The 17,111-nt window shown below is 62.6% G+C and carries 18 protein-coding genes; 2 read left to right on the top strand and 16 right to left on the bottom strand.

The window, feature by feature from the left end; translation table 11 throughout:
• Nucleotides 1-193: 193 nt before the first annotated feature.
• The 13 genes from pufC to ACERHN_RS10810 form a co-directional block, all read right to left on the bottom strand.
• Nucleotides 194-1,315 carry a photosynthetic reaction center cytochrome PufC gene (pufC, locus tag ACERHN_RS10870; RefSeq protein ID WP_415922653.1) on the bottom strand — a complete coding sequence of 374 codons (1,122 nt, stop codon included), beginning with the start codon at nt 1,313-1,315 and terminating at the stop codon, nt 194-196.
• A gap of 2 nt (nt 1,316-1,317) precedes the next feature.
• Nucleotides 1,318-2,313: a photosynthetic reaction center subunit M gene (gene pufM / locus ACERHN_RS10865; RefSeq protein WP_415922652.1), complete on the bottom strand. Its 996-nt coding sequence runs from the start codon at nt 2,311-2,313 to the stop codon at nt 1,318-1,320.
• Between the two features lie 4 nt (nt 2,314-2,317).
• Complete coding sequence (pufL, locus tag ACERHN_RS10860; protein WP_415922651.1) at nt 2,318-3,181, bottom strand: photosynthetic reaction center subunit L; 864 nt, start codon at nt 3,179-3,181, stop codon at nt 2,318-2,320.
• A 128-nt stretch (nt 3,182-3,309) separates the two neighbouring features.
• Nucleotides 3,310-3,477 (bottom strand): light-harvesting antenna LH1, alpha subunit, encoded by a 168-nt coding sequence (gene pufA, locus ACERHN_RS10855; RefSeq protein ID WP_299685085.1) that lies wholly within the window; start codon nt 3,475-3,477, stop codon nt 3,310-3,312.
• A 14-nt stretch (nt 3,478-3,491) separates the two neighbouring features.
• Nucleotides 3,492-3,638 carry a light-harvesting antenna LH1, beta subunit gene (gene pufB / locus ACERHN_RS10850; RefSeq protein WP_299685083.1) on the bottom strand — a complete coding sequence of 49 codons (147 nt, stop codon included), beginning with the start codon at nt 3,636-3,638 and terminating at the stop codon, nt 3,492-3,494.
• A 159-nt stretch (nt 3,639-3,797) separates the two neighbouring features.
• Nucleotides 3,798-4,025, bottom strand: a complete 228-nt coding sequence (gene pufQ, locus ACERHN_RS10845; protein ID WP_415922650.1) for a cytochrome PufQ — start codon at nt 4,023-4,025, stop codon at nt 3,798-3,800.
• On the bottom strand, nt 4,022-5,545 hold the full coding sequence (gene bchZ, locus ACERHN_RS10840) for a chlorophyllide a reductase subunit Z (RefSeq protein ID WP_415922649.1): 1,524 nt from the start codon (nt 5,543-5,545) through the stop codon (nt 4,022-4,024). The genes pufQ and bchZ overlap by 4 nt, the downstream gene beginning before the upstream one ends.
• A gap of 91 nt (nt 5,546-5,636) precedes the next feature.
• A complete protein-coding gene (gene bchY, locus ACERHN_RS10835) occupies nt 5,637-7,205 on the bottom strand; it encodes a chlorophyllide a reductase subunit Y (RefSeq protein WP_415922648.1) in 1,569 nt (522 codons plus the stop codon).
• Nucleotides 7,202-7,396 (bottom strand): hypothetical protein, encoded by a 195-nt coding sequence (locus tag ACERHN_RS10830; RefSeq protein ID WP_415922647.1) that lies wholly within the window; start codon nt 7,394-7,396, stop codon nt 7,202-7,204. The genes bchY and ACERHN_RS10830 overlap by 4 nt, the downstream gene beginning before the upstream one ends.
• Nucleotides 7,383-8,384, bottom strand: a complete 1,002-nt coding sequence (locus ACERHN_RS10825) for a chlorophyllide a reductase iron protein subunit X (RefSeq protein WP_415922646.1) — start codon at nt 8,382-8,384, stop codon at nt 7,383-7,385. Before ACERHN_RS10825 ends, ACERHN_RS10830 begins: the two co-directional genes overlap by 14 nt.
• A gap of 3 nt (nt 8,385-8,387) precedes the next feature.
• Nucleotides 8,388-9,323 (bottom strand): chlorophyll synthesis pathway protein BchC, encoded by a 936-nt coding sequence (gene bchC, locus ACERHN_RS10820; protein WP_415922725.1) that lies wholly within the window; start codon nt 9,321-9,323, stop codon nt 8,388-8,390.
• A 137-nt stretch (nt 9,324-9,460) separates the two neighbouring features.
• Nucleotides 9,461-10,576, bottom strand: a complete 1,116-nt coding sequence (locus ACERHN_RS10815; RefSeq protein WP_415922645.1) for a methyltransferase — start codon at nt 10,574-10,576, stop codon at nt 9,461-9,463.
• Entirely contained in the window at nt 10,573-11,466 is an 894-nt protein-coding gene (locus ACERHN_RS10810) for a polyprenyl synthetase family protein (protein WP_415922644.1), read from the bottom strand. Before ACERHN_RS10810 ends, ACERHN_RS10815 begins: the two co-directional genes overlap by 4 nt.
• A 97-nt stretch (nt 11,467-11,563) precedes the next feature.
• Here ACERHN_RS10810 and crtD point away from each other — a divergent pair, with 97 nt between their 5' ends.
• Entirely contained in the window at nt 11,564-13,105 is a 1,542-nt protein-coding gene (gene crtD, locus ACERHN_RS10805) for a 1-hydroxycarotenoid 3,4-desaturase CrtD (protein ID WP_415922643.1), read from the top strand.
• 26 nt (nt 13,106-13,131) lie between these two features.
• Nucleotides 13,132-13,974 (top strand): carotenoid 1,2-hydratase, encoded by an 843-nt coding sequence (gene crtC, locus ACERHN_RS10800; RefSeq protein WP_415922724.1) that lies wholly within the window; start codon nt 13,132-13,134, stop codon nt 13,972-13,974.
• Between the two features lie 62 nt (nt 13,975-14,036).
• On the opposite strand, the gene tspO is transcribed toward crtC, so the two are convergent.
• The 3 genes from tspO to ACERHN_RS10785 are packed head-to-tail and all read right to left on the bottom strand — an operon-like array spanning nt 14,037 to nt 17,075.
• Nucleotides 14,037-14,519 (bottom strand): tryptophan-rich sensory protein TspO, encoded by a 483-nt coding sequence (gene tspO / locus ACERHN_RS10795; RefSeq protein ID WP_415922642.1) that lies wholly within the window; start codon nt 14,517-14,519, stop codon nt 14,037-14,039.
• A 4-nt stretch (nt 14,520-14,523) separates the two neighbouring features.
• A complete protein-coding gene (gene crtB, locus ACERHN_RS10790) occupies nt 14,524-15,552 on the bottom strand; it encodes a 15-cis-phytoene synthase (RefSeq protein WP_415922641.1) in 1,029 nt (342 codons plus the stop codon).
• Complete coding sequence (locus ACERHN_RS10785; protein WP_415922640.1) at nt 15,549-17,075, bottom strand: phytoene desaturase; 1,527 nt, start codon at nt 17,073-17,075, stop codon at nt 15,549-15,551. The genes crtB and ACERHN_RS10785 overlap by 4 nt, the downstream gene beginning before the upstream one ends.
• Between the last annotated feature and the right edge of the window lie 36 nt (nt 17,076-17,111).

Raw genomic sequence — 17,111 nt, 5'->3', positions numbered from 1 at the left:
CCGCGACATGTGTTGGGCGAAAAAGGCGCCGTGCCTGCTCTGGGCAAACACGACGCCAGGTTCCTGTAGCCAACAGGAAGGGAACCGGGGTCAGAGGACCCCGCGCCCGGACCAAGGAAGCCGATGGCCCGTGCCTGGCGCCCCGCGGCAGCAACAGGGTGCAGCCGCGGAACATGTCGTGGGGTCAAGGACCCTATTCGTAAACGGGGGCCTCGGTCGTGACCAATTCCGGCCAGTCATCCGTGACGTTCATGCCTTGCAGCGGACGCTGGTAGCCTTTGTGGCAGGTCCGGCAGGCGGCCTTGGGCGCATCCGCATAGATCGGGCCCAACCGTTCGGCCGGATAGGTGTCCTTGAGCGGGATCAGGTATTCCTGGTTCAGCTCGATCACCATCTGACGGCCCAGCTGCGCGATACCCCATTGCGGCGTATATTGCGCGGGATCGTAGAACGCCCGGCTGTTGTGACAGAACACGCAGTTCACGCCCAAAGAGTTCGAGAAGTAATTCATCAGCGAATACGTCATCTCGGTCTTCTGGATCGTGGCCACGTCCTCGGTCAGACCCGGCACACCGGCAACGCGGCTTTCCAGATCATGGACGTTCACCAGGCTGTCGTAATCGGTCAGGTACACCTCGAGCGCGTTCGACGGCAGCGATGTTGACTGGCTCATCGAGGTGGCGCGATTCTGCACCGCAGCCCACCCAGCGACCCGCTCGTTCACGGGCGTGACGTTGAACCAGATGTCGCTTGGCACGTTCTCGCCACGGTGGCAGGTATAGCAATTGACCCCCACCTCGGCGACGGCATTGACGTGCGCGTCCCACTCTTCGTTGATGTGCTGCGTCATCTGGATCATGCGGCGGCTGACGACCTTGGTATAGAGGTCATCATTGCCGTATTCTTCCAGATCAACCTCGCCATGGCAGTAGGCACAACCCTGTTCCGGCGACACCCATTGCGTCATGGCGAGCATCACGCGGTTGAAGTTGTCTTCGGTCAGATCGCCCAGCACCTGAACATTCTCATAGATGTCCTTGGCCAGCGGCTCTCCGCCTTCGGGCACATATGGCGGCTCGGTATAGTAGGCGTCGATATCCGGATCGGGCGCAAGACGCGCCACGTTGTATTCCGGCACCGACATGCCCGTACCCGCCGGACCCGTCTGCATGCTGGAGGTCTGCGCCGGGTTGCCCCACGTGACCAGCAGTGCCGCCACGAAAAGCGCCCCACCGACCGCGCCCACCAGAATGGCCGGGCCAAAGATGTTCGTCGGGTTGGCCTTGTTCCATGAGTCAAACCACTTGGGTAGCATGATCAGTTCTCCTTCCCGATGAAGGCTTCGTATGAGCCGTAATCTTCGTAGCCATAGGCTCCGTCATAGGCCGGTGCAAAATTGTGCTCCTGCGCCCAGATGAACCAGTTGTCGACAACTGTCCCGGTGAGCAGGATGCCGATCCCGCCCGTGATCGGGGTCAGCACCGCAAACCACCACGCCCACCGGTGGATGCCCTCCATCGTGGCGTTGAACCCCATGGTCCAGCGCCAGAACAGGGCCGCGCGTTCGGTGGCCGTGCCGCGGTCATAGATCTGCTCCAGCTCGCGGTCGCCGCCATAGCGGGTGACCGCCAGAATGGTCGCGCCGTGCATACAGAACAGCAGGACAGAGCCATAAAGGAACACGATCGAAAGACAGTGGAACGGGTTGTAGTAGAGGTTGCCGTAGCGGATCGAGAACGCCGTGGTCCAGTCAAGGTGCGGGAAAATGCCATAAGGCACAGCCTCCGACCACGATCCCATCAGGATCGGACGGAAGAGACCGAGCACCAGGAACAACCACACGGCGGATGCGAACGCCCAGAACACGTGTTTGCCCATCTTGTGCTGCTGCGCCAGCAGGTAGCTCCGCAAGAGCCATGTCATGACCGACACCAGCAGGAAGAACGAGGCGATGATATACCACCCGCCCTCATTCAGCGGCGGAATGCGCAGGCCATATTCCGGCGATGGCGGCTCAAGCGCCAGCCAGAACAGTTGCCGCAGCAATTCGGGAAAGCTGTAGCCGACCTGCGCCAGCATGTTCAGCCCGACCATCACGAACCAGATCAGGCCCGTGGCCAGCGACACCATGCCGGTCCAGCCAAGGTAGATCGGCCCGATTTGCGCGTTGCCAAAGAGGCCGGCCAACTTGGAGAACCACGGCGTGCCGACGCGCTCTTCGAGCATCGTGCCATTGTCGTCCATGCCCCATTCGGGCGTGCCCTGAACCTGAACCTGGGTGAAGATGTTTTGATATTCGGCTTTGATACCCATGACCTTACCCCCCAAATCCGGATTGATAGACAGGCAGCGGATCGGCACCCCAGATCGGCATGTTCAGCCACCAGTTCCACCACTCGGGCCAACCGGAGGTCCAGACGGGACCGGAGATGATGATGCACACCGCGCTCCAGAACCCGGCATTGATCGCCAGCAGGAAGCCCAGACGGTGAATGCCCAGCGTGCCGATCGAATAGCCGATGAAGTCGCGAAAGAACGTGTCTTCGTGATCCGGTGTCAGCGCCTCCGACCCTTTTTCAGGGTTCGCCGCCGACAGGATCAGCGCCCCGTGCAGCGCCAGCGCCAGTGTCGTCGTGAAGAACAACGTGACGGCCAGCATGTGCGCCGGGTTGTAGTGGAAGTGCAGATAGGCGTAGCCCGTGTTGCTCACCCAATCGAGGTGGCTGAAGATCCCATACGGGAACCCGTGCCCCCACGCGCCCATCAAAAGCGGGCGGAAGATGACGAGCGTCACATAGGCAAAGATCGCAAAACTAAAACCGATGGGCACGTGATAGCCCATGCCCAGCTTGCGGCAGATTTCCACCTCGCGCAGCGCCCAACTGACGAATGCGCCGGTCGCACAGATCGTGATGACCTGCCACAGCCCGCCTTCGAGCAGCGGTGCGAGGCCCAGACCATAGCTCAGGTCAGGCGGCGCGATATTGATCAGCCACGGGTTAAACGTGCCCTGTTGGGATGCGCCCCAAAAGATGAGCACGGTGCCCAGCAGGGCGAAAAAGGCGGTCGTGACCCCGAAAAAGCCCACGTAAAAGGGGCCTACCCAAAAGTCGAACAGATCGCCGCCGATCAGCGTCCCTCCGCGGACGCGATACTTACGTTCGAAGGATAGCAAAGCCATCGTTCTATTCTCCGCAATTGGCGGCGCGTGCCCCGGCGGGGTCGTCAGCCGTCTTGGATTACCTGGATTGCCGCGGGCAGGCGGGGCGCACTGTTACCCCGCCCGCGGCGTTGTCTTGGTGACCGGAATTACTCCGCGCGCTCTGCAGCGGCGATTTCAAACCAGTTGAAGCCTTCGGCACCAGTGCTCAGCAGGACGAGGTGAATCATCGCCGCAAGCAGGAACAGAAAGACGCCTTGTGCAACAAACACACGGCGGGGATCGAAGATGAGCCAGATCTTGTAGAACTTTGCCATTTGCTAATCCCTCCTCAGAACCACGGACGCCAGATGAACACTGCCAAGTGAGCGACAACGGCAACGGCTGTGAAAAGCCAGAGCCCGCTCATATAGACAGCGTGCAGCTCTTGCGCCTGCTCGTCTGTGAGACCTGTGAAAGACAGGTGATTATCAGCCATAAGAATTCCTCCGGAATATTATGCTGACGCCGCGCACCCCGCGGCCGGGTCCTTTGGGGTCACCCCCTCCGGGCTCTGTCCACCTGTTGCCAGGCGTCCAGTTCGATGTCTCAGCAGGCGCACATTCGCTGAGAAATTCGGTATGTGTCGGTCGGGTCGTCACGCGTTGAAGATCATCGGCGTGATGATCCGCGCTTGGGTCCAGGCCCGGGCCATTGGGCCCTTGTCGGTGAACGAACGCGATTTGATCGCGGCCAGCGCCCAGGTCAGGCAGGCCAGCGGCAGCGTCGCCACAAAGATGATCGCGAAATAGACCATGAATTCGGTCTTCAGCCCCGCGCGCTTTTTCGGCGCTTCGGTGGTCAGATTGGACGTCATGTCAGTCATGGTGTTCCTCCCTCGGAAACTTGGTCTGACGACCCGGCCAAAGCCGGATCCTTGTCTTCTGACGATCCCGCCAGGGCAGGATCGAGTGCGCGCACGGTTTCAATCACGACCCGGTCGGCCCCTGCGTCGAGCGCTGCTTGCTCAGCGGCATCGCGCAGTGTTTTTGCGGCGGAAATCCGGGTCAGGATGGGATGTTGCTCGACAATCCGGTCGAGCATGGCCTGCGCATCGGCATCCCAGGGGAAGTCACGGCGCAGGGTTGTTGGTGTGGCTTCGGCGGCATCCATGTCGGTGGCCAGTGGCAGGATATGGAACAGCGCATCAAAGAGGCCATTGCAGACCTCTTGGATCAGGTACGTCGCCCCGGCATAACCCATCATGGGCGTGCCCGTGGCCCGCCGGATCGCGGCACCGGGGAACGAGGCCGGGATGAAGGCAGGGCTCGGTCCATGCCCGCCTTTCAACTCCGCCAGATACATCTTTTCGTTGATCGACCCAAAGACCACCAAGGGGCGCTTTTGCGCCATCCAGGCGCGAACCTCCTCGTTGTTGGTCTTCTTCCCTGCCACACGTGCGACCGCAAAGGCACAGGGCAGGCCCATGTCCTCTTCGAGGAACAGGCGAATGCCACGGGCATAGGTCTCGTTTGCCACAACCGCAAAGCTGGCGGTGGCAAAGAAATCCTGCGTCACGGACCGCCACAGGTCCCACACAGGCTTCAGCGTCGAATGCTTTTCGCGCTGGATAAAAGGTTCGGGGTCGAGGCCCACCAAGGTCCCCAGTGCGCGCAGGAACTTGGTGGTACTCTCGACCCCTATCGGGGCTTGTAGATACGGCTTGGCAAGAAGCTCGCACAACCCGCGCCCGAACTCGCGGTACATGCAGATGTTCACATCCGCATTTACCAGATCTCTCATTTCGGCCACATGCGCACCCAAGGGCATCACCATGTTGACCTCGCAGCCGATCCCTTCGACCAGCCTGCGGATCTCGGCCAGATCGGATGGCATGTTGAACGTGCCATACATCGGACCAAGGATATTCACGCGAGGACGCGCACCTTCCTCGCGTTTCTTCTCGGGCGGCATCCGACCCTTGGTCATACCGAATTCGGTAAAGATCCAGGTCATCGCCCGATCCGCCGCTTCCCACTGATCTTCATCAATGGTGCGCGGCAGGAATCGCTGAATATTCGTGCCTTGGGGCGTCACACCCCCGCCGATCATCTCGGCAATTGAACCCGTCACCACAACGGCTGGCAGCGCCGGGTCGAGCGTGCCCCAAGCCCGCTTCATCGCGCCCTCGGTGCCGTCGCGGCCCAACTCTTCCTCGCCAAGACCGGTGGTCACGATGGGCAACTCATGCGGCGGCAAAGCGTCGGTGTAATGCAGGACGGAGGTCACCGGCAGGTTCTCGCAGCCCACGGGTCCGTCGATCACACATTGCAGGCCTTTCACGGCGCAGAACGCGTAAACAGCACCCCAGTATCCGCCCGCGCGGTCATGATCCATGATCAGCATGCGGCACCACCAGTGGTGGGCAAAACTGCCCACCCTACGTAGGGTGGGCAGTTCCTGCCCACCGTCGGCGCGTATGTCACCCGCGCCAACATCAAATCATCTCCGCGGCCTTCGCCGCCTTGGCTTGACGCTCAAGCTTCTTCGCATTCTGCGCCCGGAAATCCGGCCGAACATTCGGCGCACCTTCCCAGACCCCAGCGGTGTCACCTTCGCCCACGCCTTCAAAGAACTCACGCATGTGATCCATGCGCCCCTTGTTGGCGATGGCGGCGTTGATCACCTCGGCCAGCGATCCGGCCCCGGCCACACCCATCAGGGGCCGCGCCGAAATCAAGTTGGTGAAATACAGACCGGGAACACCCAACTCCTTGGCCTTCTGCACCACGGGGGTCGTCCCAATAGCGAGGTCAGGCTTCACCGCCTCCATCGCCGCACAATCATCTTCCAGCGACGCGCGGAATTTCACCTTCACGCCCTTGGCTTCAAGCCACGCCTGATCATCGGCGTTCCAAGGCGTCCGCGGACAGGCTGTGCCCACATAAGGCACCTCCGCCCCGCTCTCGATCAGCAGACGCGCGACCAGCAATTCTGACCCTTCATAGCCCGACAACGTTATCCGACCCTTGATCGGTGTCGCAGCCAAGGCAGCAGAAATCGCAGGGAGGACAGCGTTCTGCGCCTCGGCCACTTGCTCGGCACTGCAACCATAGGCCGCGCCGATATTCGCCAACCACGCCGCCGTGCCGTCCCGGCCCACAGGCGCAGACCCGACAACGGGACGACCTGCGGCCTCAAACTCGCGCACAGCGGATGTGTAGAACGGATGCACCGCCGCCACGACGGCACTGTCCAAAGCGGCATAGAGCTCACGCCATTCGCGGCACGGCACCACAGGCCCCGCTGCCAGACCCAAAGGCGCCAGCATCTGCCCGATCATCATGGGGTCCGCCGGGAACATCTCTCCCAGCAGCGCCACAGTCGGGCGGTCAGACTTCCCACCCACGGGAGCGGCCACCGGCCCCGCCTCTACCTCGGCGCGGGCATAGTTCAGCATTGCTCCAGCCAGAACATCCTTGGCTTCAGCATGAGTGGGAATACCAAATCCGGGCACGTCGATCCCGACGATCCGGACACCATTGATCTCATCCGGCAACAGCCGAAGAGGCACGCCAGAGGCCGTCGGAACACAGAGGTTCGTCACGACAATGGCATCGTATTTCTCGGGATCGGCCAGATCGTGGACAGATTCGCGAATGTCCTCGAACAGCTTGCCGGTCACCAGCGTCTCGGAATTGAACGGCACATAACCGACCGACCGCCGCGCTCCATAGAAATGGGACACGAACGTCAGACCGTAAACACAGCAAGCCGACCCGCTCAGCACAGTTGCCACCCGGCGCATCCGCAGCCCAACGCGCAGCGACCCAAAGGCGGGACACATCGATTGCGGTTTGTCATGCGGCCCTTGCGGATAGTCAGCGGCAAACTTGTCCAGCATCTCGGAGTTGCCGGCCATGCGGGCGGCCTTCTCCATCTCGGACCCGGAATGACATCCAAGGCCGTCCACAGGCGCCTCCACTGCGGGCATCTCAGCCTCGCGCGGGTGCCCCTTTGTCACCTCCACCGCATCGGCGGCGTCATATGTGACTTTGGTGCTCACTGGTTGGACCCATTGCCGGGGTCCGGCAGCGACCGGCGCGCGTGTGCACACCGGATACCGGCTACTTCTGCACGCCGCTTCGATTTCGAGACCGTAGTACGGCTTACGGCAACCATTTTCCGGCTGTCATCCACCATGTCGAGCGCCTTGCTCAGCGTGGTCAGGTGGCCGCTGGCGTCATGCATCGTCATAGATGACCTCCAGCGATTCCTTCGGTGCTGCGTTTTTGCCGCGCATGTCCATGTCCGTGGCCGGTTGCAGTTCGATACCGGCACCGGTTTCGGACCCGTCGAACAGTTCCAGCAAGCCATCCTGGCTGAGCGGTGCGGGACGCACGGGCGGGGCAGCGGCGACATTCATGCCCAGTTCGGCAAACAGCGCGCCCCACTGGCTCTCCGCGGTGCCCACGATCTGATAATTGGCCGACTTCTTGCGCAGGTCATCGTCCTGCGGGATCGAGGCCAGGACCGGAATATCCACCGCCTTGGCAAAGGCCTGCGCCTCACCCGATCCGTCATCCTTGTTGATCACGAGACCGGCGACACCCACATTGCCGCCCAACTTGCGGAAGTATTCAACCGCGGAACACACGTTGTTGGCCACGTACAGCGACTGCAAATCGTTCGAACCAACGAGGATCACCTTTTGCGCCATGTCCCGCGCGATGGGCAGGCCAAAGCCGCCACAAACGACGTCACCCAGGAAATCCAGCAGGACATAGTCAAAGTCCCAATCGTGAAAGCCCAGCTTTTCCAGAAGTTCAAAGCCGTGGATGATCCCGCGTCCGCCACAGCCACGGCCGACCTCCGGTCCGCCCAGTTCCATCGCGAACACGCCGCCACGCTTGAAACAGACATCACCGATCTGCACCTCTTCACCCGCTAGCTTCTTGCGGGTGGAGGTTTCGATGATCGTCGGGCACGCCTTGCCGCCAAACAGCAGGCTCGTCGTGTCCGATTTCGGATCGCAGCCAATCAGCAGCACACGCTTGCCCTGTTCGGCCATCATGTGGCTCAGGTTCGCGAGGGTGAAGGATTTGCCAATCCCGCCCTTGCCATAGATCGCGATGATCTGGGTGTCCTTTGTCGCCTCCTGCGGGATGATGTCTGCCAGGTCTTCGTTGGCTTCATCCTTCAGGCGTTGATCGAAATCCTTGAGATTAGGAACTTCGTCTTTCATGGCTCAGTGCTCCCAATCCAAAATCATTTTCAGGCAGGCGCCATCGGTGAACGCCTGTTCGTAAGCCGCCCGCGCATCCTGCGCAGACCGCTTGTGTGTGATCAGTCCATCGAGCCGCAGCGCGCCGCACTCAACAAGCGCGCGGGTCGCGGCGAGGTCGTCACGCGTCCACTCCGCAGCCACGCGGAACCGCGCCTCTTTCATGAAGGCCGGCGGAAAGGCAAAGCTGAGCGGCGCGGTATAGAACCCGGCCAGAACCACTTCGCCACCCTTTGCAATCCGCCCCACGAGATCGTTCAAAAGCGATCCCTGGCCGGACGCGTCATAGATTGAGTTGTAATCGCGGCGCGGATCCTCTTCGGGGTCGATCACCTCGTACCCGGTTGCGCCCTGGCGACGGTCGGCATCGATTTCCCACACCGTTGGCGCAGGCGCACCCGATGCAATCGTCAGCCGCGCCAGCAAGCGGCCCAGCACGCCGTGACCCACGATCAGGTCTGGCACGGCCTTGTTCATTCCGGCCATCGCGTGCCGCGCCGTTGCCGCAAGCGCAAGCAATGCGCCCTCGGCACCGAAGCCCGCGTCGATGCGAGTTACGCGCTCACTGTCGGTCACCACACGGCGCGCCGCACCACCAAAAAGACCAAAAGCCCCTTCGTAGCAATTGGCACCCGGCACAAATACATGATCCCCCGGCTTGAAACCGGTCAGGTTGCCCGCCTCGACCACTTCGCCCGCCGCCTCGTAGCCGGGGACAAGCGGGTATCCCATGCCGGGAAAGGGCGGCATCTCACCAGACCAGAACAGCTTTTCCGTTCCGGTGGAAATTCCTGAATGCTTGATGTCGACGACCAAATCCGCAGGGCCCGGCGCCGAAAGGGCCAGGGTGTCCAGATCAAGGTCTTTGGGACCTTTCAGCAGAACGGCAGCGGTTTCCAAGTCAGTCTCCATGTTGTGCGCCGTCCGCTTTGCCCTGTCGAAAGAGACTCACGGCGGCGTCATGTCTTAGTGTCATTCTAATTGGACAATCTGTAGTGTCAATTATATTAGACACTTTCGTGGTTTAAGCCTGTCACTCAGGCTGGACGCACCGCAGTGACCACGCCGGTGACGTAGTCACGCGCAGGCTTCGGGCACTTGATCTGCGCGAATCCCGCCTGTTCCAAAAGCGCGCGGATATCCGCAGCGGATCGGGCGCGACCGGTCTGCATCGCCATGGTGTAAAACGCGAAATACACGTCCCCTGCGCGTGCAGGCCGTGCCCCACCCCCCATCGGTTCAGAGACGATCAGGCGGCCACCGGGCGGCAGCGCATCGAACACTTTGGCCAAAAGGTCACGAACCGTGTCATCCGCATGGTCATACAGCACCCGTACCAGCGATATCGCGTCAGCACCGTCCGGCAGCGCGTCATCCCGGAACGACCCCGGCGCGATGCGGACACGATCGGCCATGCCGGCAGCATCAAAGCGCGCCTGGGCCTCCGGCACCACCTGCGGCAGATCGAACAAGGTCATGTGCATGTCCCTGGCCATATGGCCCGCAGCCTCCAGAAACGCCCCTGTGCCGCCCCCGATGTCCATCAGGTGCTGCACGCCCTTCAGCGAAACGGCGCGTAGCGTGTCTTCGGCCACAAGGCGCTGTGACTGCGCCATCAGATCGGAATATGTCGCCGCCTCGCCGGGATCGATGTCCTTGCCAAACACGTATGGCCAGAAGCGTGACAACTGCGTGTCTTCCGGCCCGCGCAGCAATGCAACGGGATCTCTCAGATCGTCATAGAATGCCTTGTGGTGGCGAATCATCGCCTCCAACCCCGGCACGCCCATCAACGCAGCACCCTGCCGCGCGAGCGCGAACCCGCGCCGTTTCCGCTTGAGCAATCCTTGCGCGGCGCCAGCCTGCAACAGGATCTGCATGCGGTCCGCAGGCACGGCACAGGCCTGACCCAGCGTCTCGGCCGTTTGCGGACCTGCCCGCAGGCGGCGGAAGATATCGAGTTCCACAAGCGCCATCAGCACCTGGCTGTGCACAAACCCCTGCACGATCTCAAACAGAGCCGCGCCATCGGCCCGGGCCCGGCCACGGGTCAGAGGGAAGCGGGCCGCCCAGCTTTGGAACCCCGGACGCGCCACGAGGCGGTTGAGCCAACCACCGCGCCACTGCGGCAGATCATGCGCCTGCGCCGTCATTCGCCGGGCACGCGGGTCGGGCTGATCACGGGGGTCAGGCGTTCGGCATACATGCGCACCATCTCGGCAAGCTGCGCCTCACCGGGGCAGGACGGGATCGAGGAGATCGCACCGCCCAGAATATCCTTGAGTCGCTGTATGGCGCCTTGCACGCCAAATTCAGTGACCGCGTTGGGGCGCCCGTGCAGGTCGTCCTGACCCGCAGGTTTGCCCAATGTGTCCGCATCATAAAGCGCGTCGCGCAAGTCGTCCGCCACTTGAAACGCCTCGCCAATGCGGTCGCCCAGCTCGAACCACGGCTCCGCCTCCTGCCCGGCTGCAATCGCGCCCATCTGCGTGGCGGCGATGAACAGCGCGCCGGTTTTGGCCTGATGGTAGGCACTCAGGTCTACGTCCGCCTCACTCTCCCAGCCTTGCCCGGCGCAGATCCCACCCGGCATACCGGTGCGGCGCGCGAGCGTCAGGATCAGCTGCGTCACCCGCTCGGGGGCCAGGTGCGATTGCCGCGCAAGAATCTCAAAGGCCATGACAATCAGGCTGTCCCCGGCCAGCACGGCCAGCGGTTCCGAGAATGCACGGTGCACACTGGGCTTGCCGCGCCGCACGTCAGCATCATCAAAACAGGGCAGGTCATCGTGGACCAGCGACGCGCAGTGAATGATTTCAAGCGCCGCAGCCGCTGCATCCGTCAGGCCCGGCCGGTCATCGCCACAGGCCATCGCGACGGACATGCAAATCGTTGGACGGATCCGGGCGCCGCCCGGCGCTGTCGCATAATGCAAGGCTTCCGCCAGCTTCGGTGGCGTCGCGAGACGGCCATCAACGCCACGTCCCTGCCCAAGCGCAATTGCGCTTGCAATCGACGCTTCAATCCGAGTGCTCAATCCCATGGCGCGGGCCTCCGAGGCTGCAATATGTCACATAGTAATGACACGTAAGTGTAAATCATACTGGACACATTGCCCTGTCGAGTCAACAATCGCACCCATGCAAGTCACACCGACACCTCAGGCGCCGCGCGCGTTGATCATCGGCGCGGGAATCGCGGGCCTTGCCTGCGCGATGCGCCTGCGCGTGGCGGGGTATCAGGTGAGTGTTCTGGAGCGGCACGGCACGCCTGGCGGCAAGATACGCACCGTTCCTTCGGTTGCGGGGCCGATTGATGCGGGGCCGACCGTTCTGACGATGCGGCACGTCTTTGACGACCTCTTCGCGCTTTTTGGCGAACGTCTGGAAGATCACGTCCGCCTGATCAAACAGGATGTGCTTGCGCGCCATTTCTGGCCTGATGGCAATACGCTGGACCTTTGCCATGATGAAGAGCGCAATATGGGCGCGGTCCGGGCCTTTGCCGGGGATCACAGCGCGGCCCAGTTCCTGAAATTTTCCCGCCGGGCGCGGCGGCTCTTCGCCGCCTTTGACCAACCAATGATGCAGGCCGCCGACCCGCAGCTGGCCACGCTGACAAGCACCGTGCTGAAACAACCCGGCCTTATCCCGGCCATGGCCCCGCTTTCGACGCTGCGTGGCCTTTTGCGGTCGGCGTTTGACGACCCGCGCCTGCGTCAGCTCTTTGGCCGCTATGCCACATATGTCGGCGGCAGTCCCAGCCATGCGCCGGGTCTGCTCGCCCTGATCTGGCAGGCCGAGGCCGCCGGTGTCTGGGTGGTTGAGGGCGGCATGCACAAGCTGGTCGAGGCGATTGCAGCGCTCCTGCGGGCCCATGACGTCACATTGCGCACGGACGCGGATGTGGCGCGGATCGAATTGCAGGGCGACCGCGTGGCGGCTGTATGTTTGGGGGATGGAACGCGTCTGCCTTGTGACGTTCTGGTGCATGCAGGCGACCCACGGGCGCTGGCGACCGGGGCGCTTGGCCCCGGCGTGTCACATGTGGCCCGGGTCACGACACGAGCGCCACGGAGTTTTTCCGCCCGCGTGCTCAGCTTTGCCGCGACGCCGTCGCGGGATGATCTGGTGCATCACAACGTGTTCTTTCAATCTGACCCGGACGCAGAGTTTCGTGATGTGATGGCCGGACGGGTGCCCGCGCAGCCGTCCTGCTACATCTGCGCATTGGACCGGGGGCAAGGCCGCGCGCCGCCGCCCGTGGAACGGTTCGAGATCATCACCAACGCCCCCGCCACCGACGACACAACCGACCCCGAGGACCTGACCCCATGGCTTCATCAGATCACGCAGCAGATGGCGCAGTTCGGGATGACCTTCAGCCCGAAACCGACAGCGCAAACAGTGACAACGCCCCAAGCTTTCGCGCGGATGTTTCCCGGCAGCCTGGGCGCGCTTTACGGCCAGAGCCCGCATGGGATGACCGCAGCGCTGAAGCGCCCGCGCGCCCGGACGCAGATCCCGAATCTGTACCTGGCGGGGGGCGGGACGCACCCGGGGGCGGGCGTGCCGATGGCGACCCTCTCCGCGCGGCACGCGGTCGAGGCGATCTTGAGCGACCAAACTTCAATGTCAGTGTCGGCCCCAACGGCTATGCGTGGTGGTATGTCGACGGGCTGAGCGACTGCGGCACCCGCGCGGTGTCGGTGATCGGGTTCATCGGATCGGTATTTTCGCCCTGGTATCGCTGGTCGGGCCGCAAGAACCCACAGAACCACGTCTGTATCAACGTCGCGACCTATGGGCCGGGCGGGCGGTTTACCATGACCGACCGCGGGCAAAGCGCGCTGCGCCAGACGGCCTCACGGCTCGAGGTCGGTCCGTCAAAGATGTGCTGGCAGGGTGACCATCTGTGCATTGATATCGACGAGGTGTCCTCACCCCCTTTGATATCGCGGGTGCGCGGACAAATCCGGGTCATCCCGTCGGCAGTGACCGGCGTCGAATTGGCGCTAACCCCGGATGACAGCCATGTCTGGCGTCCCTTTGCGCCCAAGGCCCGCATCGAGGTCGAGATTGACCGTCCCGGCTGGCAGTGGACCGGAGAGGGGTATTTCGATGCCAATTTCGGGACCCGCGCGCTGGAAGAGGATTTCTCCTACTGGACATGGGGCCGGTTTCCGACCGGTGACGGGGCCACGTGTTTTTACGACGCAACCCGCCTCGATGGGTCCGAATTGGCAGCTGGATTCCGGTTCGGCGCGGACGGGTCGGCGCACAGCGTTCCGATACCGCCCAAGGCAAAATTGCCCCGGTCGCTCTGGGCCGTGAAGCGGGAAACGCGGGGGGACCAAGGTGCCAAGGCGCGCCAGCGTCTCGCGATGCTTGATGCACCGTTCTACAACCGGAGTGCGGTTGAGACGGTGATTGACGGCGAGCGCACAACCGGTGTGCATGAAGCGCTGGATCTGGTGCGGTTCCGGTCACCCTTGTTGAAGCCGATGCTTGCCGTGCGTGTGCCGCGGCGTCCGCGATGGCGTTTTGACTAGACGTCGGCATGGGTCCCAACCCGGCCCTCCGGGGGGAGTTTTCCTGGCGAGATGAAGCAGGATCAGCCGTGCATTGCCGGTGGATTGCGTGCTTCTTCGGGGTTGAGTTGCCAGACTTTCAAATTGAGTGCGGCGGCGATGGTGACCCAAAGCAGGTAAGGCGCGAACAGCCAGCCCGCGACCGTATCGACCGCGCCGAGGGCCAGCATGGTGCACAGGACCACCAGCCACAGGACGATGATGATACCCATGCCCATGCGGATGTTGCGCAGCCCGAAGAACACGGGCGTCCAGAGGCCGTTGAACGCAATCTGAACAGACCAGAGTGCCATGGCCACGCTGTTGTCCGGTGCAACCGCCGCACGGGCCCCGGCGACGGACATGCAGACATAGAGTGTCGTCCAGGTGACGGGAAACACCCAGTCCGGCGGAGTCCAGCTCGGTTTTTTCAACGCGCGATACCACGGCCCGGGAGGGAACAGACCGCCGGTAAAACCCGCACCTGCACACGCAGCAAAGAAGAGACCAAGCAAGAGCCAGAACATGCGCCTACCCCGTCCTTGTGTTCAGCAAGGCGGCCCGATCAGCCTGCCGTTTGTTTTCCAGCGCGGCGAGGGCATCGAACAGACTGTCGCTGCGGCTGACACGGGTGCCCTTGGCAGCGGCATCAACGAGGAACTGCACCTCCGGCAGCGGTTTGGCGTAGAGTACGGCGGATTGAGGCATGACGACGCTGGTTGCGCTCAGCGCAAGGGATTGGGACAGCCAGCCGAGCTTTTGCGCTTTGGTCGTGCGGGCGCGTGACGAGATGCTGTCATAATCCATGCCGGTCAGACGTCCGGCGATCCCGGCATAGATGAACCGCGCGGCATAGATGCCCGGTCGGCAGGACAGGGGCAACGCGGCAATCCCGGCCTCGGACCGATAGTAGTGGCGTCTTGCCTCCATCACGAGGCGGCGCACCATACCGCGCACGGCCTTGGACGGGCGTGGATCGGCATAGAACGCCTCTACGGAAATGCCTGCCTCTGCCAGCCAATCCGTCGGGAGGTACAGGCGGCGTTCCAGCGCGTCCTCACCCACGTCACGGGCGATATTGGTCAGCTGCATCGCCACACCCAGATCGCAGGCACGCGCGAGGGCGTCGGCGTCACGCACGCCCATCAGCACACACATCATCGCACCCACCGCGGAGGCCACGCGGGCGGAATAGTCGCGCACGTCGCTCATGGTGGCATAGGTGCGCCCTTCGGCATCCCATGCCAGCCCTTCGAGCAGAGCGTCCGGCAAGGCACGCGGCATGTCGAACTGCGCCACCACAGCGGCAAAGGCGCGATCGGGTGCGGCGTTCAGTGGCGTGCCGGCATAGACGAGGTCGAGCCGGTCGCGCAGGCGCAGGACGGCATCCACCTTTTCCGCCTTCAGGTCCACTTCGTCATCGGCGAGACGGCAAAACGCATAGAGTGCGAGCGCAGGATCACGCACGTGTTTCGGCAAGAGCTTTGACGCGGCATGAAACGACAGAGAGCCGTGGCGGATTGCCTCTGTGCAGGCCTCCAGATCGCGCGGGTCCATCATTTGACCGCCTCCGGCACCAGCGTGCCCAGCACCTCGGCCGTCGAAATCACGCCCGGGACACCTGCGCCCGGATGCGTGCCTGCACCAACCAGATAGAGGCCCTTGGCCTCTTCGGAGATGTTGTGTGGACGGAACCATGCCGATTGCAGGATGCGGGGCTCTATCGAGAAACCGGCGCCGTGCGGGCTGAGATAGCGGTCGCGGAATGTCTCTGGGGTGAACACCTGTTCGGTACTGATCTTCGACCCTAAACCAGACAAAAGCTGCGCCTCGAGGACCTTGAGCATCTTGGCCTTGTAGGCCTCCGCCTCGATCTGCCAGTCGACGCCGCCATGGCCCAGATGCGGCACGGGGCTGAGGACGTAAAACGTGTCATCGCCCTCCGGGGCGACACTTGGGTCCGTCGCGGAGGGGCGATGCACATAAAGGCTCATGTCGTCGGACAGGCGCCCGCGGATAAAGATGTCTTTGAGCAAACCCTTGTAACGGGGTCCGTTCAGGATCGTGTGGTGACCGACATCCGACCAGGAACCCGCCGTGCCCCTCGTACCGAAATACCAGACAAACAGGCTCATGGAATAGCGCGTGCGCTTGAGCCGTCCCGGCGTCCATCGCCGCTTGGGTGCATGACGCATCAGACGGTTGTATGTGTGGCCCGCATCCGCGTTCGACACCACGACATCCGCGCCAAGCTCCAGCCCTGACTGCAAGCGCACACCCTGTGCCCGGCCATTGCGCACAACGATTTCATCGACCTCGGTGTCCATCAGGAGCGTGCCGCCCTGTGCCTCAATGACCTCGCCCATCTTGCGCGCCATATGGGCCAGTCCGCCCATCGCATAATGTACGCCAAATTCCTTTTCGAGAAAGCTGACCAGGATATACATCGACGTCACGTGGCAGGGATCACCGCCGATAAAGAGCGGGTGGAAGGAAAACGCCATCCGCAGCTTTTCATTGCGAAACCGCCGCGCGGCATGGGCATAGACCGACCGGTCCGCGCGCAGCATGCCAAAGATGTGCAGAACCTTGGCGAGGTCCATGAACTTGTGCATCGACCGACGGCCGAGGTCTTCGAAACCGAACCAGTAGCGTTTGGCACTGTCTTCGAGGAACCGGTCAAACCCGTCCACATCCCCCGGCTCGATCTTGGCCACTTCGGCGCGCATCGCATCGGTGTCATGCTGCGCGGTGAACTTTGTCCCGTCCGGCCAGCGGATTTCGTAAAACGGGTCGAGGGATTTGAGCGTCACGTCCGCGTCGAAATCACGCCCGCACGCGGCCCACAGATCGCGGTAGAGCTGCGGCACCGTCACGATGGTCGGCCCGAGGTCGAACCGGTGGCCATCCTGCCAGATCGCAGAGCCGCGCCCACCGGGCACGTCCAGTTTGTCGATCACGGTGACCTTGTACCCCTTGGCCCCCAGCCGCATGGCCGCAGCCAGTCCGCCAAGACCTGCACCAATCACAATCGCCCGGTTGCCCGCGCGTGTGTCCGAATCTATGGGATCAAGCTTTGTCATTTGATGACTACAGTACGAGTGTCTAGTTTAGTTGAC

Source organism: Tateyamaria rhodophyticola (assembly GCF_047777875.1).
In the GTDB taxonomy this organism is placed as follows: Bacteria; Pseudomonadota; Alphaproteobacteria; order Rhodobacterales; family Rhodobacteraceae; genus Tateyamaria.
This window is presented reverse-complemented; position numbering and strand designations above follow the sequence as displayed.

Coding starts and splice junctions, on each gene's coding strand:
- pufC (WP_415922653.1), bottom strand. CDS start 1,315: ATGCTACCCAAGTGGTTTGACTCATGGAACAAGGCCAACCCGACGAAC.
- pufM (WP_415922652.1), bottom strand. CDS start 2,313: ATGGGTATCAAAGCCGAATATCAAAACATCTTCACCCAGGTTCAGGTT.
- pufL (WP_415922651.1), bottom strand. CDS start 3,181: ATGGCTTTGCTATCCTTCGAACGTAAGTATCGCGTCCGCGGAGGGACG.
- pufA (WP_299685085.1), bottom strand. CDS start 3,477: ATGGCAAAGTTCTACAAGATCTGGCTCATCTTCGATCCCCGCCGTGTG.
- pufB (WP_299685083.1), bottom strand. CDS start 3,638: ATGGCTGATAATCACCTGTCTTTCACAGGTCTCACAGACGAGCAGGCG.
- pufQ (WP_415922650.1), bottom strand. CDS start 4,025: ATGACTGACATGACGTCCAATCTGACCACCGAAGCGCCGAAAAAGCGC.
- bchZ (WP_415922649.1), bottom strand. CDS start 5,545: ATGCTGATCATGGATCATGACCGCGCGGGCGGATACTGGGGTGCTGTT.
- ACERHN_RS10830 (WP_415922647.1), bottom strand. CDS start 7,396: ATGACGATGCATGACGCCAGCGGCCACCTGACCACGCTGAGCAAGGCG.
- ACERHN_RS10825 (WP_415922646.1), bottom strand. CDS start 8,384: ATGAAAGACGAAGTTCCTAATCTCAAGGATTTCGATCAACGCCTGAAG.
- ACERHN_RS10815 (WP_415922645.1), bottom strand. CDS start 10,576: ATGACGGCGCAGGCGCATGATCTGCCGCAGTGGCGCGGTGGTTGGCTC.
- ACERHN_RS10810 (WP_415922644.1), bottom strand. CDS start 11,466: ATGGGATTGAGCACTCGGATTGAAGCGTCGATTGCAAGCGCAATTGCG.
- crtD (WP_415922643.1), top strand. CDS start 11,564: ATGCAAGTCACACCGACACCTCAGGCGCCGCGCGCGTTGATCATCGGC.
- tspO (WP_415922642.1), bottom strand. CDS start 14,519: ATGTTCTGGCTCTTGCTTGGTCTCTTCTTTGCTGCGTGTGCAGGTGCG.
- crtB (WP_415922641.1), bottom strand. CDS start 15,552: ATGATGGACCCGCGCGATCTGGAGGCCTGCACAGAGGCAATCCGCCAC.
- ACERHN_RS10785 (WP_415922640.1), bottom strand. CDS start 17,075: ATGACAAAGCTTGATCCCATAGATTCGGACACACGCGCGGGCAACCGG.